The 24,762-nt window shown below is 71.6% G+C and carries 26 protein-coding genes; 14 read left to right on the top strand and 12 right to left on the bottom strand.

Going from position 1 to position 24,762, the window contains the following annotated elements:
- Positions 1 to 35 precede the first annotated feature (35 nt).
- The 3 genes from ACTZWW_RS00265 to ACTZWW_RS00255 are packed head-to-tail and all read left to right on the top strand — an operon-like array spanning position 36 to position 2,497.
- Positions 36 to 1,706, top strand: a complete 1,671-nt coding sequence (locus ACTZWW_RS00265; protein ID WP_444778917.1) for a ribonuclease J — start codon at positions 36 to 38, stop codon at positions 1,704 to 1,706.
- Between the two features lie 34 nt (positions 1,707 to 1,740).
- Positions 1,741 to 2,145 (top strand): methylmalonyl-CoA epimerase, encoded by a 405-nt coding sequence (gene mce / locus ACTZWW_RS00260; RefSeq protein WP_444778916.1) that lies wholly within the window; start codon positions 1,741 to 1,743, stop codon positions 2,143 to 2,145.
- Between the two features lie 4 nt (positions 2,146 to 2,149).
- Positions 2,150 to 2,497: a DUF1467 family protein gene (locus ACTZWW_RS00255; RefSeq protein WP_444778915.1), complete on the top strand. Its 348-nt coding sequence runs from the start codon at positions 2,150 to 2,152 to the stop codon at positions 2,495 to 2,497.
- A 21-nt stretch (positions 2,498 to 2,518) separates the two neighbouring features.
- Here ACTZWW_RS00255 and hslU read toward each other — a convergent pair whose 3' ends face one another.
- On the bottom strand, positions 2,519 to 3,826 hold the full coding sequence (hslU, locus tag ACTZWW_RS00250) for an ATP-dependent protease ATPase subunit HslU (RefSeq protein ID WP_444778914.1): 1,308 nt from the start codon (positions 3,824 to 3,826) through the stop codon (positions 2,519 to 2,521).
- Positions 3,827 to 3,870: 44 nt separating this feature from the next.
- Between hslU and ACTZWW_RS00245 the strand changes: the two genes are divergently transcribed.
- The gene (locus ACTZWW_RS00245) at positions 3,871 to 4,467 is read left to right on the top strand and encodes an AAA family ATPase (RefSeq protein WP_444778913.1); all 597 of its coding nucleotides are present in this window, start codon (positions 3,871 to 3,873) and stop codon (positions 4,465 to 4,467) included.
- 29 nt (positions 4,468 to 4,496) lie between these two features.
- On the opposite strand, the gene hslV is transcribed toward ACTZWW_RS00245, so the two are convergent.
- Entirely contained in the window at positions 4,497 to 5,030 is a 534-nt protein-coding gene (gene hslV / locus ACTZWW_RS00240; RefSeq protein WP_444779120.1) for an ATP-dependent protease subunit HslV, read from the bottom strand.
- 316 nt (positions 5,031 to 5,346) lie between these two features.
- Here hslV and hisB point away from each other — a divergent pair, with 316 nt between their 5' ends.
- From hisB to ACTZWW_RS00215, 5 genes are read left to right on the top strand one after another with little or no spacing between them, the layout of a single operon-like run.
- Positions 5,347 to 5,934 (top strand): imidazoleglycerol-phosphate dehydratase HisB, encoded by a 588-nt coding sequence (hisB, locus tag ACTZWW_RS00235; RefSeq protein WP_444778912.1) that lies wholly within the window; start codon positions 5,347 to 5,349, stop codon positions 5,932 to 5,934.
- Positions 5,935 to 5,936: 2 nt separating this feature from the next.
- Positions 5,937 to 6,461, top strand: a complete 525-nt coding sequence (locus tag ACTZWW_RS00230; protein ID WP_444778911.1) for a DUF2628 domain-containing protein — start codon at positions 5,937 to 5,939, stop codon at positions 6,459 to 6,461.
- Positions 6,458 to 7,108 (top strand): imidazole glycerol phosphate synthase subunit HisH, encoded by a 651-nt coding sequence (gene hisH, locus ACTZWW_RS00225; RefSeq protein WP_444778910.1) that lies wholly within the window; start codon positions 6,458 to 6,460, stop codon positions 7,106 to 7,108. The genes ACTZWW_RS00230 and hisH overlap by 4 nt, the downstream gene beginning before the upstream one ends.
- Positions 7,096 to 7,887 carry a 1-(5-phosphoribosyl)-5-[(5-phosphoribosylamino)methylideneamino]imidazole-4-carboxamide isomerase gene (hisA, locus tag ACTZWW_RS00220; protein ID WP_444778909.1) on the top strand — a complete coding sequence of 264 codons (792 nt, stop codon included), beginning with the start codon at positions 7,096 to 7,098 and terminating at the stop codon, positions 7,885 to 7,887. The genes hisH and hisA overlap by 13 nt, the downstream gene beginning before the upstream one ends.
- Positions 7,884 to 8,594, top strand: coding sequence for a sulfate transporter family protein (locus tag ACTZWW_RS00215; RefSeq protein ID WP_444778908.1), 711 nt, complete (start codon positions 7,884 to 7,886; stop codon positions 8,592 to 8,594). Before hisA ends, ACTZWW_RS00215 begins: the two co-directional genes overlap by 4 nt.
- 3 nt (positions 8,595 to 8,597) lie before the next feature.
- Here the strand turns inward: ACTZWW_RS00215 and ACTZWW_RS00210 are convergent, their stop codons facing one another.
- The 5 genes from ACTZWW_RS00210 to ACTZWW_RS00190 form a co-directional block, all read right to left on the bottom strand.
- Positions 8,598 to 8,942 carry an HPr family phosphocarrier protein gene (locus ACTZWW_RS00210; protein ID WP_444778907.1) on the bottom strand — a complete coding sequence of 115 codons (345 nt, stop codon included), beginning with the start codon at positions 8,940 to 8,942 and terminating at the stop codon, positions 8,598 to 8,600.
- A gap of 1 nt (position 8,943) precedes the next feature.
- Entirely contained in the window at positions 8,944 to 9,345 is a 402-nt protein-coding gene (locus ACTZWW_RS00205; RefSeq protein WP_444779119.1) for a PTS sugar transporter subunit IIA, read from the bottom strand.
- Positions 9,346 to 9,437: 92 nt separating this feature from the next.
- Entirely contained in the window at positions 9,438 to 9,899 is a 462-nt protein-coding gene (locus ACTZWW_RS00200) for an HPr kinase/phosphorylase (RefSeq protein ID WP_444778906.1), read from the bottom strand.
- Positions 9,900 to 10,095: 196 nt separating this feature from the next.
- Positions 10,096 to 11,925, bottom strand: coding sequence for a stimulus-sensing domain-containing protein (locus tag ACTZWW_RS00195; protein WP_444779118.1), 1,830 nt, complete (start codon positions 11,923 to 11,925; stop codon positions 10,096 to 10,098).
- 151 nt (positions 11,926 to 12,076) lie between these two features.
- Entirely contained in the window at positions 12,077 to 12,775 is a 699-nt protein-coding gene (locus tag ACTZWW_RS00190; protein ID WP_444778905.1) for a response regulator, read from the bottom strand.
- A 191-nt stretch (positions 12,776 to 12,966) separates the two neighbouring features.
- On the opposite strand from ACTZWW_RS00190, the gene ACTZWW_RS00185 reads away from it, so the two are divergent.
- Entirely contained in the window at positions 12,967 to 13,797 is an 831-nt protein-coding gene (locus ACTZWW_RS00185) for a HugZ family pyridoxamine 5'-phosphate oxidase (RefSeq protein ID WP_444778904.1), read from the top strand.
- A 16-nt stretch (positions 13,798 to 13,813) separates the two neighbouring features.
- Here the strand turns inward: ACTZWW_RS00185 and ACTZWW_RS00180 are convergent, their stop codons facing one another.
- The gene (locus tag ACTZWW_RS00180; protein WP_444778903.1) at positions 13,814 to 14,350 is read right to left on the bottom strand and encodes a TetR family transcriptional regulator; all 537 of its coding nucleotides are present in this window, start codon (positions 14,348 to 14,350) and stop codon (positions 13,814 to 13,816) included.
- Between the two features lie 169 nt (positions 14,351 to 14,519).
- Here ACTZWW_RS00180 and ACTZWW_RS00175 point away from each other — a divergent pair, with 169 nt between their 5' ends.
- Both ACTZWW_RS00175 and ACTZWW_RS00170 read left to right on the top strand, forming a co-directional pair.
- Positions 14,520 to 15,656, top strand: a complete 1,137-nt coding sequence (locus ACTZWW_RS00175; RefSeq protein WP_444778902.1) for an efflux RND transporter periplasmic adaptor subunit — start codon at positions 14,520 to 14,522, stop codon at positions 15,654 to 15,656.
- Positions 15,653 to 18,745 (top strand): efflux RND transporter permease subunit, encoded by a 3,093-nt coding sequence (locus ACTZWW_RS00170; RefSeq protein ID WP_444778901.1) that lies wholly within the window; start codon positions 15,653 to 15,655, stop codon positions 18,743 to 18,745. The genes ACTZWW_RS00175 and ACTZWW_RS00170 overlap by 4 nt, the downstream gene beginning before the upstream one ends.
- On the opposite strand, the gene ACTZWW_RS00165 is transcribed toward ACTZWW_RS00170, so the two are convergent.
- The 4 genes from ACTZWW_RS00165 to ACTZWW_RS00150 form a co-directional block, all read right to left on the bottom strand.
- Positions 18,649 to 19,191 carry a DUF4345 domain-containing protein gene (locus ACTZWW_RS00165; RefSeq protein ID WP_444778900.1) on the bottom strand — a complete coding sequence of 181 codons (543 nt, stop codon included), beginning with the start codon at positions 19,189 to 19,191 and terminating at the stop codon, positions 18,649 to 18,651. The two genes, ACTZWW_RS00170 and ACTZWW_RS00165, sit on opposite strands and share 97 nt — an antisense overlap.
- 60 nt (positions 19,192 to 19,251) lie before the next feature.
- Positions 19,252 to 20,460, bottom strand: a complete 1,209-nt coding sequence (locus tag ACTZWW_RS00160) for an amidohydrolase family protein (protein ID WP_444778899.1) — start codon at positions 20,458 to 20,460, stop codon at positions 19,252 to 19,254.
- Positions 20,457 to 21,425 carry a hypothetical protein gene (locus tag ACTZWW_RS00155; RefSeq protein WP_444778898.1) on the bottom strand — a complete coding sequence of 323 codons (969 nt, stop codon included), beginning with the start codon at positions 21,423 to 21,425 and terminating at the stop codon, positions 20,457 to 20,459. Before ACTZWW_RS00155 ends, ACTZWW_RS00160 begins: the two co-directional genes overlap by 4 nt.
- A 71-nt stretch (positions 21,426 to 21,496) precedes the next feature.
- Positions 21,497 to 22,564, bottom strand: coding sequence for a TauD/TfdA family dioxygenase (locus tag ACTZWW_RS00150; protein WP_444778897.1), 1,068 nt, complete (start codon positions 22,562 to 22,564; stop codon positions 21,497 to 21,499).
- A gap of 331 nt (positions 22,565 to 22,895) precedes the next feature.
- Here ACTZWW_RS00150 and ACTZWW_RS00145 point away from each other — a divergent pair, with 331 nt between their 5' ends.
- Both ACTZWW_RS00145 and ACTZWW_RS00140 read left to right on the top strand, forming a co-directional pair.
- Positions 22,896 to 24,530: a phosphoenolpyruvate carboxykinase gene (locus tag ACTZWW_RS00145; RefSeq protein ID WP_444778896.1), complete on the top strand. Its 1,635-nt coding sequence runs from the start codon at positions 22,896 to 22,898 to the stop codon at positions 24,528 to 24,530.
- Complete coding sequence (locus ACTZWW_RS00140; protein ID WP_444778895.1) at positions 24,527 to 24,751, top strand: antitoxin MazE-like protein; 225 nt, start codon at positions 24,527 to 24,529, stop codon at positions 24,749 to 24,751. The genes ACTZWW_RS00145 and ACTZWW_RS00140 overlap by 4 nt, the downstream gene beginning before the upstream one ends.
- Positions 24,752 to 24,762: the final 11 nt, after the last annotated feature.

Here is a 24,762-nt window from a genome sequence, read left to right as displayed (position 1 = left end):
CGCACCCACACGAAGGACGAAGGTGAAACGGACACATGGCTGAGGACAAGAACGAGCTCGTCTTCCTGCCGCTGGGCGGGCTGGGCGAGATCGGCATGAATGCGGCGCTCTACGGCTTCGGGCCGCGGGGCGACCAGCGATTCGTCATGGTGGATTGCGGGCTGAGCTTCGCGGGCGAGGAGGCGCCGGGCGTCGATCTCGTCCTGCCGGACATCGGCTGGATCGAGCAGCGCAGGAAGCAGCTCGCCGCGATCTTCATCACCCACGCGCACGAGGACCACATCGGCGCGCTCATCGACCTGTGGCCGCGGCTGAAGGTGCCGGTCTACATGACGCGATTCGCCGCGAACCTGCTCGAGGCGCGCCGCCTGGGCGAGCCGGGCGCGCCGAAGATCGACATCCGGGTCGTGGAGCCGCGCCGGCGCACGGAGGCCGGCCCGTTCTCGATCGAGTACATCCCGGTGGCGCACTCGATCCCGGAATCGCACGCGCTGGCCATCCGCTCGCCGGCGGGACTCGTCGTGCATACCGGCGACTGGAAGATCGACATGACGCCGACCGCCGGCGACATCACCGACGAGGCCGACTTCCGCAAGCTCGGGGACGAGGGCGTCATCGCCGCGATCTCGGATTCCACCAACGTGATGCGCGAGGGCGTGAGCCCCAGCGAGCAGGCGGTGGCCGAGGGGCTCGCCGAGGTGATCAAGGCCTCGCCCTACCGCGTGGCGGTGACCACCTTCGCCTCGAACGTGGCGCGCCTGCGCGCCGTGGCGATCGCGGCGGAGGAATGCGGCCGCGAGGTCGTGCTGGTGGGCCGCGCGATGGAGCGCGTCGCCAACGTGGCGCGCGAGCTCGGCTACCTCGACGGGGTCAAGCCCTTCCGCTCGGCGGACGCCTACGACCGGCTCCCGCGCGACAAGGTGGTCGTGCTGCTCACCGGCTCGCAGGGCGAGCCGCGCGCGGCGCTCGCGCGCATCGCCCGGGACGACCATCCGGCGATCGCGCTCGCCCCCGGCGACCGGGTCGTGTTCTCCTCGCGCCAGATCCCCGGCAACGAGAAGGCGATCGGCGCGATCATGAACCAGCTCGCCACGGCGGGAATCGGCATCGTCACCGATGCCGACGGGCTCGTCCACGTCTCCGGGCACCCGCGCCGCGGCGAGATGCGCATGATGTACGAGTGGCTGCGTCCCGCCTGCGTCGTGCCCGCCCACGGCGAGGCGGTCCACATCGCCGAGCACGCCCGCTTCGCCCGCGCCTGCGGCGTGCCGCACGCCGTCGTCGCCAAGGACGGTGCGATGGTCCGCCTCGCGCCGGGCAAGCCGGAGGTGGTCGACCACGTCAAGGTCGGGCGGCTCTACAAGGACGGCGACATCGTCGTCGCAGAGGACGACCGCGCGCTACCCGAACGGCGCAAGCTCGCGGCCTCGGGCATCGTCACCGTGGCGATCGCCATCGACGCCCGCGGCGAGATACAGGGCGATCCGGCGGTCGACGTGATGGGCCTGCCGCTGCTCACCAAGGCCGGCGAGGAGATCATCGACATCGTCGCCGACGCCATCGGGCGCACGCTCGACGGCCTGCCGCGGGGCAAGCGCCGCGACAGCGATTTCGTCGAGACGGCGGTCGCCCGCGCGGTGCGCTCCGCGGTGAATGGGCAATGGGGCAAAAAGCCCGCGTGCCACGTCCTCGTCGTCGAGGTATGACGAGGGCGACACCAGGACGGGAGGGACGGGCGCGATGATCGGTCGGCTGAACCACGTGGCGATCGCGGTGCGCGACATCGCCGAGGCGAGCGCCGTCTACCGCGACACGCTCGGCGCGGAGGTCTCCGCGCCGGTCGCGCAGCGGGAGCACGGAGTGACGACCGTGTTCATCACGCTGCCCAACACCAAGATCGAGCTGCTCGAGCCGCTGGGCGCGGACAGCCCGATCGCGAAGTTCCTGGAGCGCAACGCCGACGGCGGCATCCACCACGTCTGCTACGAGGTGGAGGACATCATCGCCGCCCGCGACAAGCTGATCGCGGACGGTGCGCGGGTGCTCGGCGGCGGCGAGCCGAAGATCGGCGCGCACGGCAAGCCGGTGCTGTTCCTCCACCCCAAGGACTTCTGCGGCACCCTCGTCGAGCTGGAGCAGGCCTGAGACCATGCGCTCGCCCGTCGACACCGTGAAGCTGCTGGCGACCTCGCTGCCCGCCGCCGTGACCGTGATCGTGGCGCTGATCGCGCTCTCGGTCGCGCTCGGCATGGTCCTGTTCGGGACCGGCATCGCCGGCGCGCTGGCGTTCTACTTCGTCGTGTGGTGGATCATGCTGTTCGCGGTCCTTCCCTTCGGCGTGCGCAGCCAGCACGAGACGACCGAGATGATCCCCGGCACCGAGCCCGGCGCCCCCGTGGCGCCGGCGCTGGTCGAGAAGGCGATCTGGACGACATTGGTCGCCGGCGTGGTCTTCCTTATCGCGCTGGCGCTCCTGCCCTTCGCGGGGCTCGCCTGATCGGGCCCGCCCCGCCTCGCCTCACAGGATGAACCGGCTCAGGTCCGCGTTCTTCGCCAGGTCCGCCACCCGGGAGCGGACGTAGTCCCCGTCGATCGTCACCGTCTCGCCGCCCTTCTCGGATGCGGAGAACGAGATCTCGTCGAGCGTGCGCTCGATCACCGTCTGGAGGCGGCGCGCGCCGATGTTCTCGACGTTGGAGTTCACCTCCACAGCGATGCGCGCGAGCGCGTCGATGCCGTCCTCGGTGAAGGCGAGGGTGACGCCCTCCGTCGCCAGCAGGGCCACCGACTGCTTGATCAGGCTCGCCTCGGTCTCGGTGAGGATGCGGCGGAAGTCGTCGACGTCGAGCGGGGAGAGCTCGACGCGGATGGGCAGGCGCCCCTGCAGCTCCGGCAGCAGGTCGGAGGGCTTGGAGACGTGGAAGGCGCCCGACGCGATGAACAGGATGTGGTCGGTCTTCACCGGGCCGTGCTTGGTCGCCACCGTGGTGCCCTCGATGAGCGGGAGCAGGTCGCGCTGCACGCCCTCGCGCGACACGTCGGCGCCCGAGCGCCCTTCGCGGGCGCAGACCTTGTCGATCTCGTCCAGGAAGACGATGCCGGCGTTCTCCACCTCGCGGATGGCGTCGGCGACGAGCGCCTCCTGGTCGAGGAGCTTGTCGCTCTCCTCGGCGATGAGCGGCTCGTAGGCGTCCTTCACGGTGAGGCGACGCGGCTTGGTGCGCCCGCCGAAGGCCTTGCCGAACATGTCGCCGAGCGAGATCGCGCCGACCGAGGCGCCCGGCATGCCCGGCAGCTCCAGCATCGGCACGCCGCCTCCGCCCGCCTGCATCTCGAGCTCGATCTCCTTGTCGTCGAGGAGGCCCTCGCGCAGCTTCTTGCGGAAGGAATCCCGCGTCGCCTGGCCCGAGCCGGGGCCGACGAGGGCGTCGAGGACCCGGTCCTCCGCCGCCATCTCCGCCTTGGCCTTGACCGAGCGCCGGCGCTCCTCCTTGACGAGGCCGATGCCGATCTCGACGAGGTCGCGCACGATCTGCTCGACGTCGCGGCCGACGTAACCCACCTCGGTGAACTTCGTCGCCTCGACCTTGAGGAAGGGCGCCTTGGCGAGCTTGGCGAGCCGGCGGGCGATCTCGGTCTTGCCGCAGCCGGTGGGGCCGATCATCAGGATGTTCTTGGGCATCACCTCGTCCCGGATGGAGCCGGTGAGCTGCTGGCGGCGCCAGCGGTTGCGCAGCGCGATGGCGACCGCGCGCTTGGCGTCCGTCTGCCCGACGATGTAACGATCGAGCTCGGAGACGATCTCGCGGGGGGAGAAGGTGGTCATGCCGGATCCTGTGATGATCGGTGCGCGGTGAGGAGGGGAACGCGATGGCTGCGAGACTGTGGCTGATCGCCGGGGCGAACGGGGTGGGGAAGACGACCTACGCCTTCCGGCACATTCGGGCGGTGTCGGGCTCGACGGCGTTCGTCAATCTCGACGAGATCGCCCGCGGCCTGTCGCCGCTCGACGTCGAGGCCGGACGCGTCGCCGCCTCGCGCGTGGCGCTCGCGCGCATCGCCGAGTTCATGGCCGCGCGGCGCACGTTCTCGCTCGAGACGACGCTCGCCGGGCGCACGCACCTGCGCACGATCGACGCCGCGCGTGGCGTCGGAATGGAGGTCGCGATCCTCTATTTCGCGGTGGCGCGCGTCGAGACGAGCCTCGAGCGAATCGCCCGGCGCGTCCGCCAGGGCGGCCACGACGTGCCGGAGGCCGACGCCCGCCGGAGGTTCGTGCGCTCGCTCGCGAGCTTCGAGGCCTATGCGGCGCGCGCCGACCAGTGGAGCGTGTTCGACGCGAACGGCCAGCCGACCATCGTCGCCGAGGGGCGGGCCGGCTGCATCGCCATGCGCGCCGACACGTCCGGCCTCCCGCCCGCGCTCGCGGCGACGCTCGACGCCATGCCCGCCTGCGCCGAGGCGTAGGAGCTGCGCTATCGCCGGCGCGCCCGCCATCAGACGGCGCTCTCCAGGCTCTCGATGACGAGGTTGCCGTTGGTGTAGACGCAGATGTCCGCCGCGATCTGCAGCGAGCGGCGCACGACGGTCTCCGCGTCGAGATCGGTGTCCATCAGCGCGCGGGCGGCGGCGAGCGCGTAGTTGCCGCCGGATCCGATCGCCATCACGCCCGCCTCGGGCTCGAGCACGTCGCCGGCGCCCGAGAGCAGCAGGCCGACGTCCTTGTCGGCGACGAGCATCATCGCCTCGAGCCGGCGCAGGTAGCGGTCCGTGCGCCAGTCCTTGGTCAGCTCGACGCAGGCGCGCACGAGCTGCCCGGGATATTGCTCGAGCTTGGCCTCCAGCCGCTCGAACAGCGTGAACGCGTCGGCGGTGGCGCCGGCGAAGCCGCCGATCACCGCCCCCTTGGCGAGCGTGCGCACCTTGCGGGCGTTGCCCTTCACGATCGTCTGCCCGAGGCTCACCTGCCCGTCCCCGCCGACGACGAGCCTGCCGTCCTTGCGGACCATGAGGATCGTCGTGGCGTGCATGCGCGGGGCGGCGGAATCGTCGTTGGACACTGCGGGCGCTCCGGTTCGTGCGATCGGCGTTGGCTGCTGACTTAAGCAGCGCGAGGACGATTTCCAACCGGGCGCCGCCCTTCCTCCCCGCAGAGGAGGAGTCCGCGCGAAGCGCGGGCGGTGGGGCCGTTCGCCTGTCTTTCGAGCCGGCCCGCCGCCCTCCCCACCCTCCGGCCTCCGGCCGTCGTCCTCCCCTGCGGGGAGGAAGCGGGCGTCATCGGCGGCTGGCCATCCGGCCCGCCGCTTGCTAGAACGCGCGCCCGACCATCACACGGGACGAACCGCCATGCGCGCCGCGCGCGTCGACCGCCGCACCTCCGAGACCGACGTCTCGCTCTCGCTCGCCCTCGACGGGACGGGCGCCGCGAGCATCGCGACGGGAGTCGGTTTCCTCGACCACATGCTCGATCTCCTGGCGCGCCACGCGCTGTTCGACCTCGATGTGACCGCGAAGGGCGACACGCACGTCGACGATCACCATACGGTGGAGGACGTCGGCATCGCGCTCGGCCAGGCGTTCCGCGAGGCGCTGGGCGAGAAGCGCGGCATTTCACGCTATGCGACCGTGCATCTGCCCATGGACGAGACGCTGAGCCGGGTGTCGGTGGACATCTCCGGGCGGCCGTTCCTCGTCTTCCGCACCGCGTTCCCGACGCAGAAGATCGGGACGTTCGACACCGAGCTCGTGCGCGAGTGGTTCCAGGCCTTCGCGACCAACGCCGGCGTGACGCTGCACGTCGAGACGCTCTACGGCGACAACAGCCACCACGTCGCCGAGAGCTGCTTCAAGGGCCTCGCCCGGGCGCTGCGCGCGGCGGTGGCGATCGATCCGCGCGAGGCGGACCGCATCCCCTCGACCAAGGGAGCGCTTTGAGCATGCGCACCTACACGGTCCACCTGCCGCGCGACGCGGCGCCCGGCGATGCGGCCGCCTTCGAGCGCGCGGTCCTGGTGCGTGACGGGTTCAACTGGGCGGCGTTCTTCTTCTCGGTCCTGTGGATGCTCTGGCACCGCCTCTGGCTCGCCGCGCTCGCGACCCTCGTCGCCGTCGTGGCGCTCTCGGTCGCGCTGGACGCCCTGGAGGTCGGGGAGGGCGCGGCGGCGCTGGCGAGCCTGCTGCTCGCGGTGCTGATCGGGCTCGAGGCGTCGAGCCTGCGGCGCTGGACCTACGCCCGCCGCGGCATGCCGATGGTCGACGTCGTCGCTGCGCCGTCCTACGACGAGGCGGACGCGCTCGCCTGCGCGCGGCTCGTGGGAATGCACGGGGAGGGCGAGACGGCCTCGCCCCCGGCCGAAATCCCGCCTGCTCCGCACGAGCCCGCTCGGCCGATCGCCGAGCAGCCCGCGCGGCCGAGCGCCGAGATCGTCCCCTTCGGCCTGCGGCCGGAGGGAACGCAATGAGCGTCGCCATCGTCGACTACGGCTCGGGAAACCTGCACTCCGCCCACAAGGCCTTCGAGCGCGCCGCCCGCGAGGCGGGGCTCGCCATGGCGGTGCGCGTCACCAGCGACCCCGCCGTCGTGCGCGACGCCGAGCGCGTCGTGCTGCCGGGGGTGGGCGCCTTCGCCGATTGCCGGCGCGGGCTCGACGCGGTGCCCGGCATGTTGGAGGCTCTCACCGAGGCGGTGATGGGCCGCGGCCGCCCCTTCCTCGGCATCTGCGTGGGGATGCAGCTGCTCGCCTCGCGCGGCCTCGAGCACGAGACGACGCCGGGGCTCGGCTGGATCCCCGGCGACGTGCGCGCCATCCGCCCGGCGGACCCGGCGCTGAAGATCCCGCACATGGGCTGGAACGTGCTCGACGCGCGCCGCGCCCATCCGCTGCTCGACGGCATCCCCACCGGCGAGAGCGGGCTGCACGCCTACTTCGTGCATTCCTACGCCCTCGACGCCGAGGCCCCCGGCGACGTGGTCGCCACGACCGACTACGGCGGCCCCCTCACCGCCATCGTCGGGCGCGACACCATCGTCGGCACGCAGTTCCACCCCGAGAAGAGCCAGCGGCTCGGGCTCGCCCTCATCGCCAACTTCCTGAGGTGGCGCCCGTGATCCTCTATCCCGCCATCGACCTCAAGGAAGGCCGCTGCGTGCGCCTGATCCAGGGCGACATGGAGCAGGCGACCGTCTTCAACGACGATCCCGCCGCGCAGGCGCGCGCCTTCGCCGCCCAGGGCTTCCCCTGGCTGCACGTGGTCGACCTCGACGGCGCCTTCGCCGGCAAGCCGATGAACGCCGAGGCGGTCGACGGCATCCTCGCGGGCGTGACCATCCCCGTGCAGCTCGGCGGCGGCGTGCGCGACATGCGCACCGTCGAGGGCTGGCTCGCCAAGGGCGTGGCGCGCATCGTCATCGGCACCGCCGCCGTGCGCGACCCGGCCTTCGTGCGCGAGGCGGCGCGGCTCCATCCGGGGAAGATCGCGGTGGGCATCGACGCCAAGGACGGCTACGTCGCCGTCGAGGGCTGGGCGCAGAGCTCGACGCTCACCGCCGAGGAACTCGGCCGGCGCTTCGAGGACGCGGGCGTCGCCGCCATCGTCTACACCGACATCGCCCGCGACGGCATCCTCAAGGGCCTCAACATCGAGATGACGCTCGCGCTCGCGCGGGCGGTGACGATCCCGGTCATCGCGTCCGGCGGCCTCGCCTCGATCGACGACGTCGCGCGCCTGCTCCAGCCCGACTGCGCGGCGCTCGGCGGCGCCATCACCGGCCGCGCGCTCTACGACGGGCGGATCGACCCCGCAGAGGCGCTCGCGATGATCGCGGCGGCCGATGCCGCCGAGGCGAACGCGGGGAAGGCGGAGACCGGGAAGGCCGCCGCCCCGTGATCCTCGCATCCGCCTTCGCCGCGCTGCGTCTCGTCGTCTCGCCGGGCCTGCGCGGCATCCTGCTGCGCTCGATCGGGCTGACGATCCTGCTTCTGGCCGTCGCGTGGGCGGCAGCGACGCGGGGCGTCGACTGGCTGCTCGCGCAGGAGACCTTCACCGACGCCTATCCGTGGGTCGACACGATCGGCGTGGTGCTGGCGGGCGCGGGGCTGCTGGTGGGCGCGCTCTACCTGATCCCCGCCGTCTCCGCCCTCGTCGCCTCGATCTTCGCCGACGAGGCGGCGGCGATCGTGGAGCGCACGGACTTCCCGGCCGATCCGCCGGGAAAGGAGATGCCGCTCCTGCCGTCGATCGGCTACGGCCTGCGCTTCTTCGCCCTGACGCTCGCGGTCAACGTCGCGGCGCTCGCGCTGCTGCTCGTGCCGGTGGTCAACGTCGCCGCCTTCTTCCTGGCCAACGCCTACCTGCTCTCGCGCGAGTATTTCGAGCTCGCCGCGAACCGCCATCACCCGCGGGCGGAGGCGGTAGCGTTGCGCAAGCGCCACGCGGGGCGGGTCTTCCTCGCGGGCGCGGTGATCGCGGGCTTCCTGCTGATCCCGATCGTGAACCTCGCGACGCCGCTCTTCGGCGTGGCGCTGATGACGCACCTGCACAAGCGGATCGTCGGGATCGAGGCGCGTCGCCCGGGCGGCGCGCTCACGCGCTGACGCTCACTCGTCCTCGCCGAAGCGGGCCGCGAGCAGCGTCGCGAGCGCGTCGAGCACGCCCTCGGCCTGCGGGCCCGTCGCCGTGACGTGGACGGAGGTGCCCTGCGCGGCGGCCAGCGTGAGCAGCCCCATGATCGAGCGCCCGCCCACCGTCTCGCCGCAGCGGGTGACGGTCACCTCCGCCTGGTAGCGCTCGACCGTCTGGACGAACTTGGCGGAGGCGCGGGCATGCAGGCCCTTGCGGTTGACGATCGAAAGCTCGCGGGCGAGCGCGCCCTCCGGCACCGGCGGCGGCTCCGGGCAGGGCTCTTCGAGAGCGTCGCGCGCGATCGAGGGCTCGGCCTTCATGTCACTTCCCCGCGAGCACGTGGGAGGCCACGTTGATGTACTTGCGCCCCGCCTCCTGGGCGTGCAGCACGGCGTCGGCCAGGGGCTCGAGATCGCGCACGCTCGCGAGCTTGATCAGCATGGGCAGGTTGATGCCCGCAACGACCTCGACCATGCGCCCGTTCATGCACGAGAGCGCGAGGTTCGAGGGCGTGCCGCCGAACATGTCGGTGAGGACGACGACGCCCGCGCCCGTCTCGACCCGGCGCACGGCGTCGAGGATGTCGCCGCGACGGGCTTCCATGTCGTCCTCGGGGCCGATCGTGATCGTCTCGATCTGCTCCTGCGGGCCGACCACGTGCTCCAGCGCCGCGCGGAACTCCGTCGCCAGCTGGCCGTGGGTGACGAGCACCATTCCGATCATGTGGACCTGCATCCGTCGCTCGGCTGAGCGGAGCCGCTATCTTGTGCACTGCGAAGCCGAACGCAAGAGCATCGAGCCAATCCGTCGGCAGTTCAAGGCGGTGCCCCGACAGATAAGCCTCTCACGGCGTCGAGCGCAATCGTGGCGATCCCGTCGCCCGCCGTCGAGACGAGCCGCGGCAACCTGACGCGGAGGATCTCGGCCTCCAGAGCCTCCGGAACGGGCAGGCGCGGGGGGGACTCGGGAACCAGGTCGACGACGAGGCGCACGACGGCGGCCGGCGCGTGCGGCCGCTCCAGGATGCCGACGCCGCGCCGCTCGACGAGCCCGGCGATCGCCGGATGCGGGCGCGCCACGAGCCGGCCGTGGGCCGCCACGAGCCGGATGCGGTCGTCCCCGACGAGCCGCGCATGCAGCCCACGCGCCCGCGCGGCCTCCACGAGATCGAGCGCGAGCCGCGACTTCCCCGCCCCCGACGCGCCCCGGATCAGCACGCCCGCCTCGCCGACGACGACGCAGGAGGCGTGGATGGTGTCGGTGGTGGGGAGGCTCACGAAGCGTCCCCCGCCAGCTGCGCCGTCGCCGCCTCCCCAAAGGGGAGGACGACCGCCGAAGGCCTAGGGTGGGGAGGGCGGCGGGCCGGCTCGATCGTGCTCCGAACGGCCCCACCGCCCGCGCTTCGCGCGGACTCCTCCCCTCCGGGGAGGATGCGAGGTCGCGAACGGCCGATGCAGCCCGCGGACGGCGGCATCAGCCACGCTCCCGCACGGCGGGGAGCGTCACCACGAAGCGGGCGCCGAGCCGACGTGGCTCGCCGTCCTCGTCCACCGCACCGAGCCGGTTCTCGGCGCGGATGGTGCCGCGGTGGGCCTGGACGATCTGGCGCGAGATCGAGAGGCCGAGCCCCGAGTTCTGGCCGAAGCCCTGCTCCGGGCGGTCGGTGTAGAAGCGCTCGAAGATCCGCTCCAGCGCGTGCTCGGGGATGCCCGGACCCTCGTCCTCGACGACGAGGCGCATCACCTCGCCGTCGCGCTCGAGCAGGACGCGCACGGCGGCGCCGGGGGGCGAGAAGGAGCGGGCGTTGTCGAGGAGGTTGCGCACGACCTGGCCGAGGCGGCTGTCGTGGCCGATGACGACGAAGGTGCGCTCGGCGCGCTCGGCGGTCTCGCGCCCACCCTCGCGCAAGGCGTCCCGCCCGCTCTCGCGCGCCGAGTCGCGTGTCCCGTCCCGGGGCCCGTCGCCCTTTCGTGGCGGCCGGCGGATCTGCAGGTCGATCGGCGCGTCCTCCGGGCGGCGGACGTCGTTGGCGATGGAGACGACCGCGCCGAGGAGCCGCGCCATGTCGACCGGCCCGGCCTCCGAGCGGGCGAGCTCCGCGTCGAGGCGCGAGGCGTCGGAGATGTCCGAGATCAGCCGGTCGAGGCGGCGCACGTCGTGCTGGATGATGTCGAGGAGCCGTCGGCGGCTGTCGTCCGAGCGCGCCAGCGGCAGCGTCTCGACGGCGCTGCGCAGCGAGGTGAGCGGGTTCTTGAGCTCGTGCGCCACGTCCGCGGCGAAGCTCTCGATCGCCTCGATGCGGTCGTAGAGCGCCTCGGTCATCTCGCGCAGCGCGCCCGAGAGATGGCCGATCTCGTCGGAGCGGCCGGTGAAGTCGGGGATCTCCTGGCGGGACTTGATGCCCCGGCGCACCCGCTCGGCCGCCTCGGCGAGGCGCGACACCGGCCCGGCGATGGCGTTGGCGAGGATCAGCGAGAGCACGATCATCACGCCCGCGGCCACCATGAAGACCTGGAGCAGCGCGAAGCGCTCGGAGGCGATGATGGCGTCGATGTCGCCGCCCTGGGTCGAGAGCAGCAGCACGCCGCGCACGGCGCGCTGGCGCTGGATCGGCACCGCGACGGAGACGATGGTCTCGCCGGCGGGGTTGAGCCGCACGACGCTGGCGCGCTCGCCGCGCAGGGCCTGGCGCACCTCGGGGAAGGTGCGCCCGTCGGTGGGGCCGATCGTCTCGAGCGAGGGCGCGCGCGTCGGCGCGAAGAAGTCGCGCAGCGCCCCGAAGGCGCGCTCCAGCGGGCCCGGCGGGCTCGTCTCGATCGGCGGCAGGTCGAGGCGCAGGATGTCGCCGCGCGAGTACAGCGCGCGGGTGTCGAGCAGGAGCGACGCCTCGCGGTCGTAGACCCGCGCGCGGGTGCGCGTCGGCGTCACCAGCCGGCGCAGCAGCGGCGCGACCTGCTCGGGGCTGATCGAGAACTCGAGCGGCGAGAACAGCTCGTCGGTGAGGACCGAGCTCTCCCCGGTCTGCATCTGGAGGAGGCGGTCCGGGTCGATCAGGATCGTGTCGGAATCGACCGTCGCCGAGGCGGCGATGGCGCCGGCGATGATCTCGCCCTGGGTGAGCAGGCTCTGCACCCGGGCCTCGATCAGTCCCTCGCGGAACTGGTTGAGGTAGAGGAAGCCGAAGAAGAGCGCGACGAGGCCCGCGAGGTTGAGCACCACGATGCGGCGCACGAGGCTCGACGAGGCGCGCCCGGCCATCGCCCGCCACAGGCCGCGCAGGCGCACCAGGAGGCCGAGCCGCATGCGCCGCGCCGTGCCGCCCTTCGCCAGCGCCGCGACGGGCGAGCGCCGCGGCGACGGGGGCGCGTCCTCGCCGCCGGCCCCGGCGGAGGCCGGCCCGTCGTCGTCGTGCGCATATCCGTCGGCCCGCCGGCGTGCGTCCACGCGCCCTCCCTCAGGTTTCCTTGAAGCGGTAGCCGACGCCGTAGAGCGTCTCGATCATGTCGAAGCTCTGGTCGACCACCTTGAATTTCTTGCGCAGGCGCTTGATGTGGCTGTCGATGGTACGGTCGTCGACGTAGACTTGGTCGTCGTAGGCGGCGTCCATCAGCGCGTTGCGGGACTTCACCACGCCGGGCCGCTGGGCGAGCGACTGGAGGATGAGGAACTCGGTGACGGTGAGCGTCACCGGCTCGCCCTTCCAGGTGCAGGTGTGGCGCTCCGGATCCATCACCAGCTGGCCGCGCTCGAGCGCCTTGGTGTCCGGCTCGCGCGGGGCCGACACGTCCTTGGGCGCGAAGCGGCGCAGGACGGCCTTGACGCGCTCGACCAGCAGGCGCTGGGAGAACGGCTTCCGGATGAAGTCGTCGGCGCCCATCTTGAGGCCGAACAGCTCGTCGATCTCCTCGTCCTTCGAGGTGAGGAAGATCACCGGCAGGTCGGACTTCTGGCGCAGGCGGCGCAGGAGCTCCATGCCGTCCATGCGCGGCATCTTGATGTCGAAGATCGCGAGGTCCGGCGGGGTCTGTCGCAGGCCGTCCAGCGCCGACGCCCCGTCCGTGTAGGTCTGGATGCGATAGCCTTCGGCCTCGAGGGCGATGGACACCGAGGTGAGGATGTTGCGATCGTCGTCGACGAGGGCGATGGTGGGCATCACGGCTCCCGATGCTCTGGCGGCCTGGCTTTCGTCCCGATACGGTACGGGCGGGAACGCCCGAGGCGGGCGGATGGTGCGACGAAATCGTCGCCCTCCCGCCAAGCCTCGCAATTCGGCCGAATTCATGGCGGTCTACCACGTCTTGCCGCATGTGGGCAAAGACGGGCGCTTTCGGAAGGGGTGCGGGCATGGCGCAGGCGGACGGCGACGGCGTGGGCGGGGGCCGCAATCCCGGCGAGAGCGGCGTCTCGGAGGAGGCGAAGGCGATCCTCGAGCGGGTGGGGCCCGATCCCTCCTACGACGGGCTCGCTGTCGCCAAGGGGCTGCTGCGCGCCGTGCGCGCCGGTGCGCTCGCGACCCTCGACCGCGCGGCGGGCTTTCCCTTCGCCACGCTGGTGACGGTGGCGACGGACGTCGACGGCGCGCCGCTCTTCCTGATGTCGCGCCTGTCCGGCCACACCGCGAACCTCGCCGCCGACCCGCGGGCGAGCGTGCTCCTCGCCGAGCGGGGCAAGGGGCGCAAGGAGGGCGACCCCCTCGCCCATCCGCGGCTCACCGTGATCGGGCGAATCGCGCCCACCGACGACCCCCGCCCCCGCGCCCGCTTCCTCGCCCGCCACCCAAAGGCGAATCTCTACGCCGGCTTCGGGGACTTCGCCGTATTCCGCATGGCGGTCGAGGGTGCCCACCTCAACGGCGGCTTCGCCCGGGCGATGGCGATCGCGCGCGACGACCTCCTGACCCGCGTGGACGACGCGGGAGGCCTCCTCGACCTCGAGGAGAGCGCGATCGCCCACATGAACGCGGATCACCGCGACGCGCTCTCCCTCTACGCCACCCGCCTCGCCAAGGCGCCGATGGCGGATTGGCGCGCCACCGGCCTCGACCCGGAGGGCATCGATCTCGCCGCAGGCGACCTGACGGCACGCGTGCCGTTCCCCGAGCGGGTGAGCGAGGGCGGGCGGCTGCGCGCGGTGCTGAAGCAGCTGGCGGACGAGGCGCGGGAGGCGGCGGGCTGAGCGCGTCCGCGACGACTCACGCGTCCCTGCCTCGGCTCATCCGCGCCAGGACCGCCGCGCGCTCGTCCTCGTCCACCACGTCGATGCCGAGGAGCCGCATCAGCGCGAGGCCCTGGAGGGCGAGGTACGCGATGGTCGCGTCGTCGGGGTCCGCGGTGTTGGCGCGGATCGCGTCGAGGAAGCCGCGCTCGCGCTGGCGAACCGGCTCCAGGATCGCCGGATCCTCGACCAGCGCCGTGAGCATGCCCGCGCTCGGGGGCGTCGCGCACAGCCGCTCGGCGACGAACGTCGCGATATAGGCCGCGATCACGCCATCGTGACGGGAGGCGGCCGCCTCGATCCCGAGCGCCGCCTCGAAGCGCGCGAGCTGCTCCTCGACGAGGCCGCGCAGCAGCGCCGCCTTGCTGGGGAAGTGGTAGAGGAGCCCTCCCTTCGAGACTCCCGCCTTCGCGGCGACGGCCTCCAGCGAGACCGAGCCCGGCCCGGCCTCTTGCGCGATCTCGAGTGCCGCGCGAAGGATGCGGTCGCGTGTGCTTTGCGTGCCGGCCGTCACGGTTCCTCCTTGACAGGGGCGTCCCTACGGTCCAGTTCCCAACCGTCCGGACGGTACAGTACGGGGGACCGTACACGCCCCCGGCTTCCCCGTGCAAGCGCCTCGCCCCGTCGCGCGTTTCCCGGTCCTGCGTTTCCCGACCCCGCGTTTCCCGACCACGAGCCCAGCCATGATCAAGCGCTTCCTGATCGCCATCGTCCTCGTCGCCCTCGTCGGCGGCGGGCTCGTCGGGTTCAACCTGTTCCGCGACCGGATGATCGCGGACTTCTTCGCGAACATGCCCGTCCAGCCGGCGACCGTATCCGCGGTCACGCTCGAGCCCGCCACCTGGCGCCCCACGATCGAGACGATCGGCACCGTCAACGCCGCGCGCGGCGTCGAGCTGACGGTGGAGGCGGCCGGGATCGTGCGCGAGATCGCCTTCGCCTCGAACGAGGAGGTCGAGGCGGGCGCGTTGCTGGTGCGGCTCGACGACGCCGTGCAGCGGGCGGACGTGGACGCCGCGCGCACGCGCCTCGCGCTCGACGAGCAGGACCTCGCCCGCGCCCGGGACCTGCGCTCGCGCGGCGCCGGCACGGAGGTGAACGTCGCCAACGCCGAATCGGCGGCCCGTTCCTCGGAGGCGCAGCTCGCCCGCGCGGTGGCGGTGCTGGAGCAGCGCCGCCTCGTGGCGCCGTTCTCGGGCACGATCGGCCTGCCCCGCGTCGAGCTCGGGCAGTACATCACCCCGGGCACGGTCGTCGCCACGCTCCAGGACCTCGACACGATGCGCGTCGACTTCTCGCTGCCCGAGCAGCGCCTGCCCGACGTGGCCATCGGCCAGCCGATCCGCGTCTCCGGCGAGGGCGTCGCCGGCGAGATCACCGGCGAGATCATCGGCATCGACCCGCGGGTCGACCCGGCGAGCCGGCTCTTCGCGGTACGCGGCGCGGTGTCGAACGAGGGCGGCGTGCTCACGCCGGGCCAGTTCGTGCGCATCGCCATCGAGCAGCCGCGGGAGGAGGGCGTCGTCGCCGTGCCGCAGACCGCGCTGGTGTCGAGCCTCTACGGCGACTTCGTCTACCGCGTCGTGGCGGCCGACGAGGGCGAGGGACTGGTCCTCGACCAGGCCTTCGTCCAGCCCGGCCGTCGCGCCGAGGGGCTGATCGAGATCGTCTCGGGCCTCGAGCCCGGCGACCGCGTCGTCGTCGCCGGCCAGAACCGGCTGTCCAACGCCATGCCCGTCGTCCTCGAGGAGGCGGGCGACGCCTCCGCGGAAGACGTCGCCGGAGAAGACGCCCCCGAAGCCGCGAGCGCCGCCCGATGAGCCCCTCCGACATCTTCATCAAGCGCCCGGTCCTCTCGACGGTGCTGGGCCTCCTGATCCTGCTGCTGGGCTTCCAGGGCCTGTTCGGCCTGCAGACGCGCCAGTACCCGGAGGTGGACGAGACCGTCGTGACGATCACGACGCTCTATCCCGGCGCCTCCGCCGAGCTTATCCAGGGTTTCGTCACCTCGCCGATCGCGCGCGCGGTCGCGACGACGGAGAACGTCGACTACGTCACCACGCAGTCGCGGCCCTCGGCTTCGGTCGTGACCGTCAACATGCGGCTCGGCTCCGATCCCGACGCCGCGCTCACGGAGGTGATGTCGAAGGTCAACGAGGTGCGCTCGAGCCTGCCTCCCGACGCCGAGGATCCGGCGATCGTGAAGGGCACGGGCATGACCTTCGCGACCATGTACTTCGCGGTGCAGAACCCGAACATGACCGCGGAGCAGGTGACGGAGTACATCGAGCGCGTCATCCGCCCGCGCATGTCGACGATTCCCGGCGTGGCGGAGACCGAGGTGCTCGGCGGCGCCAAGTACGCCATGCGGGTCTGGATCGACCCCGTGCGGCTCGCCGCCCGCGGGCTGACGGCGGCCGAGGTGCGCCAGGCGATCGACGCCTCGAACTTCCTCTCCGCGCCCGGGCGCACGCGCAACGAGCTCGTCACCTACCCGATCACCATGCGCTCGACGCTGCAGACGCCGGACGCGTTCGCCCAGCTGCCGCTGTCGGGCCAGGGCGACGACGTGGTGCGCCTGCGCGACGTGGCGCGGATCGAGCTCGCGGCGGAATCGACCGACACGATCGTGAACTTCAACGGCGAGCCGGGCACCTTCATCGGCCTCTATCCGACCCCGGGCGCGAACCCGCTCGACATGGCCGCCGCCGTGCTCGCCGAGGTCCCGGCCATCCAGGCGACGCTGCCGGACGGCATGAGCCTGACGCTCATGTACGACTCGACCGAGCAGATCGGCGCCTCGATCGACGAGGTCTTCCGCACGATCATCGAGGCCACCGTGATCGTGGCGGTGATCACGCTCCTCTTCCTCGGCTCGTTCCGGGCCGTGTCGCTGCCGCTCGTCGCGATCCCGCTCTCGCTCGTCGGCACGCTCTTCATCCTGCTCCTGATGGGCTACTCCATCAACCTGCTCACGCTGCTCGCGATGGTGCTCGCCATCGGCCTCGTGGTCGACGACGCGATCATCGTCGTCGAGAACGTGCAGCGCCATGTCGACGAGGGGATGAACCCCGCGCGCGCCGCCTTCGTCTCCATGAAGGAGCTGTTCACCTCCATCGTCGCGATGATGCTGACGCTGGTGGCCGTGTTCACGCCGCTGTTCTTCACCGGCGGCCTCACCGGTGCGCTGTTTCGCGAGTTCGCGGTGACGCTCGCGGGCGCGGTCTTCATCTCCGGCGTCGTCGCGCTCACCATCTCGCCGATGATGGCGGCGCGCGTGCTCAAGGCCGGCCACAGCCGCTTCCAGGTCGCGCTCGACCGCGGCTTCGGCGGGCTGGAGGGCTGGTACGAACGCCGCGTCGCCGGGTCGCTGCGCTACCGTGCGGTGACGATCTTCGTCGTGGTCGCGCTCGTGGGCGTCACCGGCTTCCTGTTCACCAAGACCTCGAGCGAGCTCGCGCCGGAGGAGGACGTCGGCGCGCTGTTCTCCATCGTCAACGCGCCCGCCTACGCCACATCGGACTACACCCGTATCTACATCGACGAGATGCGCGCGCGCACGCAGGACCTGCCCGAGCTGTCGGCGAACTTCTCCATCGTCGGCTTCGGCGGGCAGACGAACTCGGGCATCGCCCTGTGGGCGTTCGACGACTGGGCCGAGCGCGCACGCAGCCAGGCGGAGATCCAGCAGGACCTCCAGGCGCGCATCGCCGGCATCACCGGCGTCGAGGCCTTCGTCTTCGCGCCGCCGACCCTGCCGGGCGCCGGCGGCGGGCTGCCGATCTCGGTCGTCATCCAGACGACGAGCACGCCGGCGAACGTCTACGAGATCGCCGAGCGTATCCGCCAGGAGGCGCAGGGGTCGGGCCGCTTCATCGTGGTGCAGAACTCGCTGTCCTTCGACACGACGGAGGTCGTGGTAACGATCGACCGCGACCGTGCGGCGGCGCTGAACGTGCCGGCGTCCCAGGTGGGCGCCACGCTCGGCCTCCTCGTCGGCGGCGGCGCGATCTCGCAGTTCGACCGGGATTCGAACAGCTACGACGTGATCATGCAGGTTCCGGCGGAATACCGGAGCAATCCGGAGCGGCTCGGCGACCTCTACGTCCGCTCGACGAGCGGCGACATGGTGCCGCTCTCGGCCATCGCGAACATCGACACCGGAGTCGCCGCGGCGACGATCGAGCAGTTCAACCAGCTCAACTCCGCGACCATATCGGCGCTGCCGCTGCCGGGCGTCTCCACCGGCGACGGCCTCGCGGAGATCGTCGCGATCGCCGAGCGAGTCCTGCCGGACGGCTTCTACATCGACTACGCGGCCCAGTCCCGCCTGGAGGTGGGCGAGGGCAACACGATCGCCATCGCCTTCGCGCTCGCGATCGTGGTGATCTACCTCGTGCTCGCCGCCCAGTTCGAGAGCTTCCGCGACCCGTTCGTCATCCTGATGTCGGTGCCCCTGTCGATCTTCGGCGTCATCGTGCCGCTCAACCTCGGCCTCTCGACGCTCAACATCTACACGCAGGTCGGGCTGATCACCTTGATCGGGCTCATCACCAAGCACGGCATCCTGCTCGTCGAGTTCGCCAACCAGCTGCGCCGCGAAAAGGGCCTGACCCGCGAGGCGGCGATGGTCGCCTCCGCCAAGCTGCGCCTGCGGCCGATCCTGATGACGACGGCGGCGACCGCGCTCGGCGTCGTGCCGCTGATGACGGCGGAGGGCGCCGGCGCGGCGGCGCGCTTCTCGATGGGCCTCGTGATCTTCTCCGGCATCACGGTGGGCACGCTGTTCACGCTCTTCGTCGTGCCGACCTTCTACACGCTCCTGTCGCGCCGGGAGCTCGAGCCCGAGCTGACCGAGACCGGCGAACGCGTCTCGCCCGCTGCGGGGGCGCCGACGCCCGCCGAATAGGCGTCGACGGCGTTGCGCCTCGCCGCCATTACCGGCCCCCAGCGCCGGGCGACGCGGCCCTGCCAGAGCGCGAGCGCCGGGGTGACGCCGAGCTCCATCGCGAGCGCCGCGGTCATCGGCCCGTCCGCCGGGCCGTCGGCCACGACGCCGAGCACGCGGGCGAGGCCACCGATCACGACGATGCCGGCGAGCAGCCGCACGCGGGCGCCGTGCGCCTCGATCCGCGGCACCGCCGCCCAGAAGGCGAGCCCGATGCCGAGGAGCAAGCCCGACAGGTAGCGCACGTGGCTCTCCAGCGGGATGGCGCGCGCGAGAGCGTCGCCGCTCCCGCTCCCGACGAACCCGGTCCCCGTCGTCACGCCGGCGAGCCCGGCGAAGACGGGAACGCAGCCGGCGAGCAGGATCGCCCCCTGCAGCATCCGCCGTTCCGTGTGCGCCGCGATCATGTGCGCTCCCCTTCCTCGTGCCTGGACGGGGAGAGGTACGGTCGAGGGGGCCGGAGGGTTTCAGAGGGGCTTCCGGCGGGCCTCGGGAAGGGTCGTCGCGGGGGGCGTGTTGCGCGAGGGGCGCAGCACGGGCACGCCGTCGATCAGGACCATGCCGATGCCCGGCAGGTCGCCCAGCGCGACGCTGTCGAGCAGCGTGCGCCCCGCCGTGCCCTGCGCCCGGTCCATGATCACGAGATCGGCAGGCCGGTCCGGCGCCAAGATCCCCTGCGGGAGGCCGTGCACGCGCGCCGTGTTGCCGGTCGCGAAGCAGAAGACCTGCTCGGCCGGCAGCTCGCCGAAGCTCGACAGCATGGCGACGAGCCGCAGCATGCCGAGCGCCGGCACGCCCGCGCCGGACGGCGCGTCGGTGCCGAGCACGATCCGCTCGAGCTGCCCCATCTCGGTCGCGGTCCTCAGGGCGTAGAGCGCCGCGAAGGCGTTGCCGTTGTGGACGATCTCGATCGCCCGCGAGCAGCCCTCGCACAGGCAGCGGATCTGCGAATGCGCGAAGGCGGTGTGCCCGCCGTTGATGTGCCCGATCACGTCCGGGTCGATGGCGAGTATCTCCTCCGCCGTCATGAGCCGCGAGCCGGGAATCGAGGGGCCGCCGGTGTGGGTGAGGCAGCGCATCCCGTTCGCGCGCGCCCATCCGACCATCGTGCGCGCGGTCTCGACGTCGGCGACCGAGCCGATCCCGACCTCGCCGACGAGCTCGACACCCGCCTCCGCGAGCTCCCGGAAATCCTCCTCGAGCAACCCCTCCTCGAGCAGCGGCGCGCCGGCGATCATCTTGACGCCGGAGGGGCGCGCCGCCGCGAAGCTGCGCTGCGCGGCGATGGCGAGCGCCTTCACCCCGATTCGATCGGTCGGCCGACCGGCGACGTGCACCTCGCCCGCCGAGATCATCGTGGTCGTGCCGCCGTGCAGGCAATGGTGTATCCAGGAATGGTTGTCCGTGCGTGGACTGTGCTCGCCGAGCGTCGGATGCGTGTGGCCGTCGATCAGGCCGGGGCACACGGTCGTGCCGCGCGCATCGACGACGATGTCCGCCTCCTCGACGTCGCAGTCGGCGCGCCGTCCCACCGCGGTGATCGTGCCGCCGACGGCGACGATCGTGTCGGCGTCGAGGATCGGCTGCTCGAGCCGCCCGGAGAGGAGGAGGCCGATGTTCTCGACGACGAGCTTGCGGCGCCGGGCCGGGGACCGATCGGGGAAGAGATCGATCATCGCGGGGCTCCTCGGTTCGGCGTCGGTCTGCCGGTGGACGCGTACCGGGCCTCACGGCGACGGATCGCGCCGAGCACCCATTGGGCGGCACGCGGGAGGGTGAAGATCGGCAGCTGGCAGGCGGCGAAGTACAGGGCCATGGTCGGGCTGATCTGCGCCCCGAGCGCGGCCCACACGAGCCCGACGTTCTTGTTCCCGAGCGTAAGCCCGGTGACGAGCCGGGTCGCGCCGTCCCCCGGGAAGAGTGCGGCGCCGACCGCCTGGAGACCGAGGTTCGTCGCGTAGGCGAGGGCGATGACGCCCAGAGCGAAGGCCGGCTCCGCCTCGATGCTCGCGCGCACCCCCGCCATCGTCGCGAGCGAGAAGACGAGCAGAGAGACCACGATCGCGGCGTCGATCACGACGCCGTTCCGGGCGAGCGGCCCGGCCGCGAATCGCCGCAGCAGCGCGGCCGTCACTATCGCGCCGCCGACGAGGAGGACGAGCCCCTGCGCGAGGTCGAGCGCGCTGATCCGCGGGCCGCCGAACAGGTCGGCCACGAGGGGAACGGTGAGGGGTGCGGCGAAGGTCGCGACCAGCATCGCGGCGAGCGGGGGAGCGCCGTCCAGCCCGAGCATGCGCGCCACGGCGATCGTCGTCGTCGTCGGGGGAGCGGCGGCGCCGAGGACGATCGCCAGCGCGAGGTCGGCGGGGAGGCCCGCGAGCGAGACGGCGACCGCCGCGAGCGCCGGTGCCAGGAACGCGATCGCGCACGGCAGCGCGAGCGCGATCCTCGGCCGCCGGACCTGCGCCAGGATCGCGGACGGCTCCACCCGCAGCAACGTTCCGAGCACGAAGGCGAATACGGTCGCAGGGAGAGCCGGCCGCGCCAGCTCGGCTAGAGACGGAACGGCGAGGCCCAGGACGATGCCGAAGGCGAGGATCGTCGGCCCGTTGCGGTGCAGGCGAGTGAGCAGGTCGCGCATCGGAGCCCCGATCTAGCGTTCAGAGGTTGCTTTCTAGCAGCGGCGAGCGGCTTTGTGTAGTGGTCTGGCCTCTACGCTGCGGCGGTTGAGCTGGCGACCTCGAAGCGCGGGGCGTAGACCCGCTCCTGTGGCGCGTCCCAGTCGGAGAAGGCGCGCAGATCCTTCGTCACGAACACGCGCTGCACCCACCGTCGGGCGCGCCCTTCCTCGTCGAACGTGGCGCGGAAGGGCGTTCGCGCGTACAGGGTCGTGCGGTTGTCGATGCCGATCAGCTCGCCGGGAGAGACGATCACGTCGTGGGAGACCTCCTCCAAGGCCGCCTCGAAGGCACGCGCGGCGCGCTCGGCCGCGGCATCGACAACGTGCGCGATCATGTCGCCGTAGAAGGCGGCGTGGACGACGAGACCCCGCTCGTCCTCCTCGACGAGCGGCACGAGGCGTGTCGAGAGCGTGTCGTAGCCCGGCCGGTAGCCGCGCCAGCGATAGGGCAGCTTGATGGCGTAGAGCGGTTGCGCCAGCAACTCTCGATCGGCGGAATCGACGAGCGCGAGCGCCGCACGTGCGTCGCTCAGGCGGGTTCGCGGCGGGGTCGGCTCCTGCGCGACACCGAGGAGGAAGAGCGCAGCCGGCGCACAGTCGCGCTCCGTGAGGAAGCGAAGGGCGGCATTCTCGGCGTGGAACCTCAGGTCGGACGAGGCGCCGAGGCCGGTGATCTGCTCCGACGTCGTCCGGGTCGGGATCAGGTTGTTGACGAGGCCGCGCCCCTCGCAGTGCATCGAGTACGGCTCGCCGAACAGGGAGGCGATCGCGGTGAGGAGGTTCTCGGACAGGTAGTCGGGCTTGTCGATGCGCGTGAGCGCCGACGCATCGAGCGGCGGCTTCGGGATTGCGGTGGACAGGGGAAGGTTCGTGATCTTGATCGCGCCGGGCCGCCTGTCGGCCGGCGTCCCCTCGTCCAGGAAGGCGCGGACCGGCGCGAAGACGTCCGTCAGCGGCGCGAACGCCGCGCGTATCGTCTCGACGTAGGCCTCGAATCCCGCGGCCGGATAGACGATGTCGCGCAGGCAGGTCGCGAGGCGATCGCGGGTCCGATCGTCGAGATGAAGGTGGAGCGGCTGCGTCCATGAGGTGTGTGTCATTGAAGCATCCCCGGATTGCGTTCACGGGACCAGGTAGCGGATGAATGATGTCGGCATTATGGCAACTAGAAATAGGTTTATATTATATACAGCAAGCATATCACGTAGATGTGATGGATTACTCTCGGTGATGCTCTTCCTCTGCCGCTGACGGATGCCCTCGCCGCATGTCGCATCCACCCTTCGGTGCGGTTGCCGCTCACCGCGCTAAGGCCTAAACCGATGCGGCTGCGCGCGGCGGGTGAACGTCCGTGCGCATCCGGACGCGCCGCACGGGCGTTTCCGTAGCGTTCGCCGTACGCCCGCCGTCGCGGACCAGCATGCGAGGAGGATGGAGCAAGTGGAGAATCTCGGCGTCTACAACAGCGCCCAGGGCGCGGACACGATCGGCCTGCGCGGGCTCGCGCGCGTGCACTGGAACCTCGAGGCGCCCGCGCTCACCGAGCTGTCCATCGCGCGCGGCGAGGCGCGGCTGGCGGCCGGCGGGGCGCTCCTCGCCGAGACGGGCGTGCACACGGGCCGCTCGCCCAAGGACAAGTTCCTGGTGCGCGACGCGACGACCGAGGATGCCGTGTGGTGGGACGCCAACGGAGCGATCACGCCCGCGCAGTTCGACACCCTGCTCGAGGACTTCCGGGCACATGCGCAGGGCAGGGAGCTGTTCGCGCAGGACCTGTTCGGCGGCGCGGACCCGAACCACCGCGTGCGCACCCGCGTCTACACGGAGCTCGCCTGGCACTCGCTGTTCATCAGGAACCTGCTGCGCCGCCCCGAGCTGGAGACGGTGCGCAGCTTCGTGCCGGAGCTGACCATCATCGACCTGCCGAGCTTCGAGGCCGACCCCGCCCGCCACGGCTGCCGCTCACAGACGGTCATCGCCATGGACCTCACCCGCAAGATCGTGCTGATCGGCGGCACGTCCTACGCGGGCGAGATGAAGAAGTCGGTCTTCACCTACCTGAACTTCGTCCTGCCGGAGAAGGGCGTCATGCCGATGCACTGCTCGGCCAACATGTCGAGCCCGCAGGACGTGGCGCTGTTCTTCGGCCTCTCCGGCACCGGCAAGACCACGCTCTCCAATGATCCCGCCCGCCCGCTCATCGGCGACGACGAGCACGGCTGGGGCCAGCAGGGCGTGTTCAACTTCGAGGGCGGCTGCTACGCCAAGACGATCCGCCTCTCGGCCGACGCCGAGCCGGAGATCTACGCCACCACGCGGCGCTTCGGCACGGTGCTCGAGAACGTCGTCGTCGACCCGCATACCCGCGAGCCGGACTTCGACGACGCGTCCAAGACCGAGAACACGCGCTGCGCCTACCCGCTCGAGTTCATCCCCGGCGCCGTGGAGAGCGGGCGCGCGGGCCAGCCCAAGAACATCGTCATGCTCACCTGCGACGCCTTCGGCGTCCTGCCGCCGATCGCCAAGCTCACGTCGGCCGAGGCGATGTACCATTTCCTCTCCGGCTACACGGCGAAGGTCGCGGGCACGGAGAAGGGCGTGACGGAGCCGCAGGCGACGTTCTCGACCTGCTTCGGCGCGCCGTTCATGCCGCGCCCGCCGTCGGTCTACGGCAACATGCTGCGCGAGCTGATCGCGCGCCACCACGTCGACTGCTGGCTCGTCAACACCGGCTGGACCGGGGGCATGCACGGGGTCGGCCGGCGCATGCCGATCCGCGTGACGCGCCGCCTGCTCTCGGCGGCGCTCGACGGCTCGCTGGCGAAGGCGGACTTCCGGCAGGACCCGTATTTCGGCTTCGCCGTGCCGACCTCGGTCCCGGGCATCGAGCCGCACATCCTCTACCCGGTGAAGACCTGGCAGAACAAGGCGCAGTTCGCGCAGACGGCGGCCAAGCTCGTCGCCATGTTCCGCGAGAACTTCACCCGCTTCGAGGCGGACGTGGACGACGACGTGCGCGCGGCGGCGCCGTCGAGCAGCATGGGGGGTGACGGGGGGCGCGGATGAGCGGTTCGCGACGGGAACGGGAGCGGCACGGCACGCCGTGCCTGCGGGAGGCCGAAGCAGCGCATTCCGGCGTCGGCGCTGGCGGTTTCGCCGAGGAATGCAGGCGTCGATCACTCATCGTGGCAGCCGCGGACGCGGCAGACGACGAGCTCGCCGCCTTCATGGATGCGGCGCTCGCCGACGTGACGGTCGACGACGAATCCGACGCCCGCTCCCGCTGAGCGGGCGTCCC

Source organism: Salinarimonas sp. NSM (genome assembly GCF_052380005.1).
In the GTDB taxonomy this organism is placed as follows: Bacteria; Pseudomonadota; Alphaproteobacteria; order Rhizobiales; family Beijerinckiaceae; genus Salinarimonas.
Note: the sequence above shows the minus strand (reverse complement) of the source record. Positions and strands in the feature narration are given on the sequence as shown.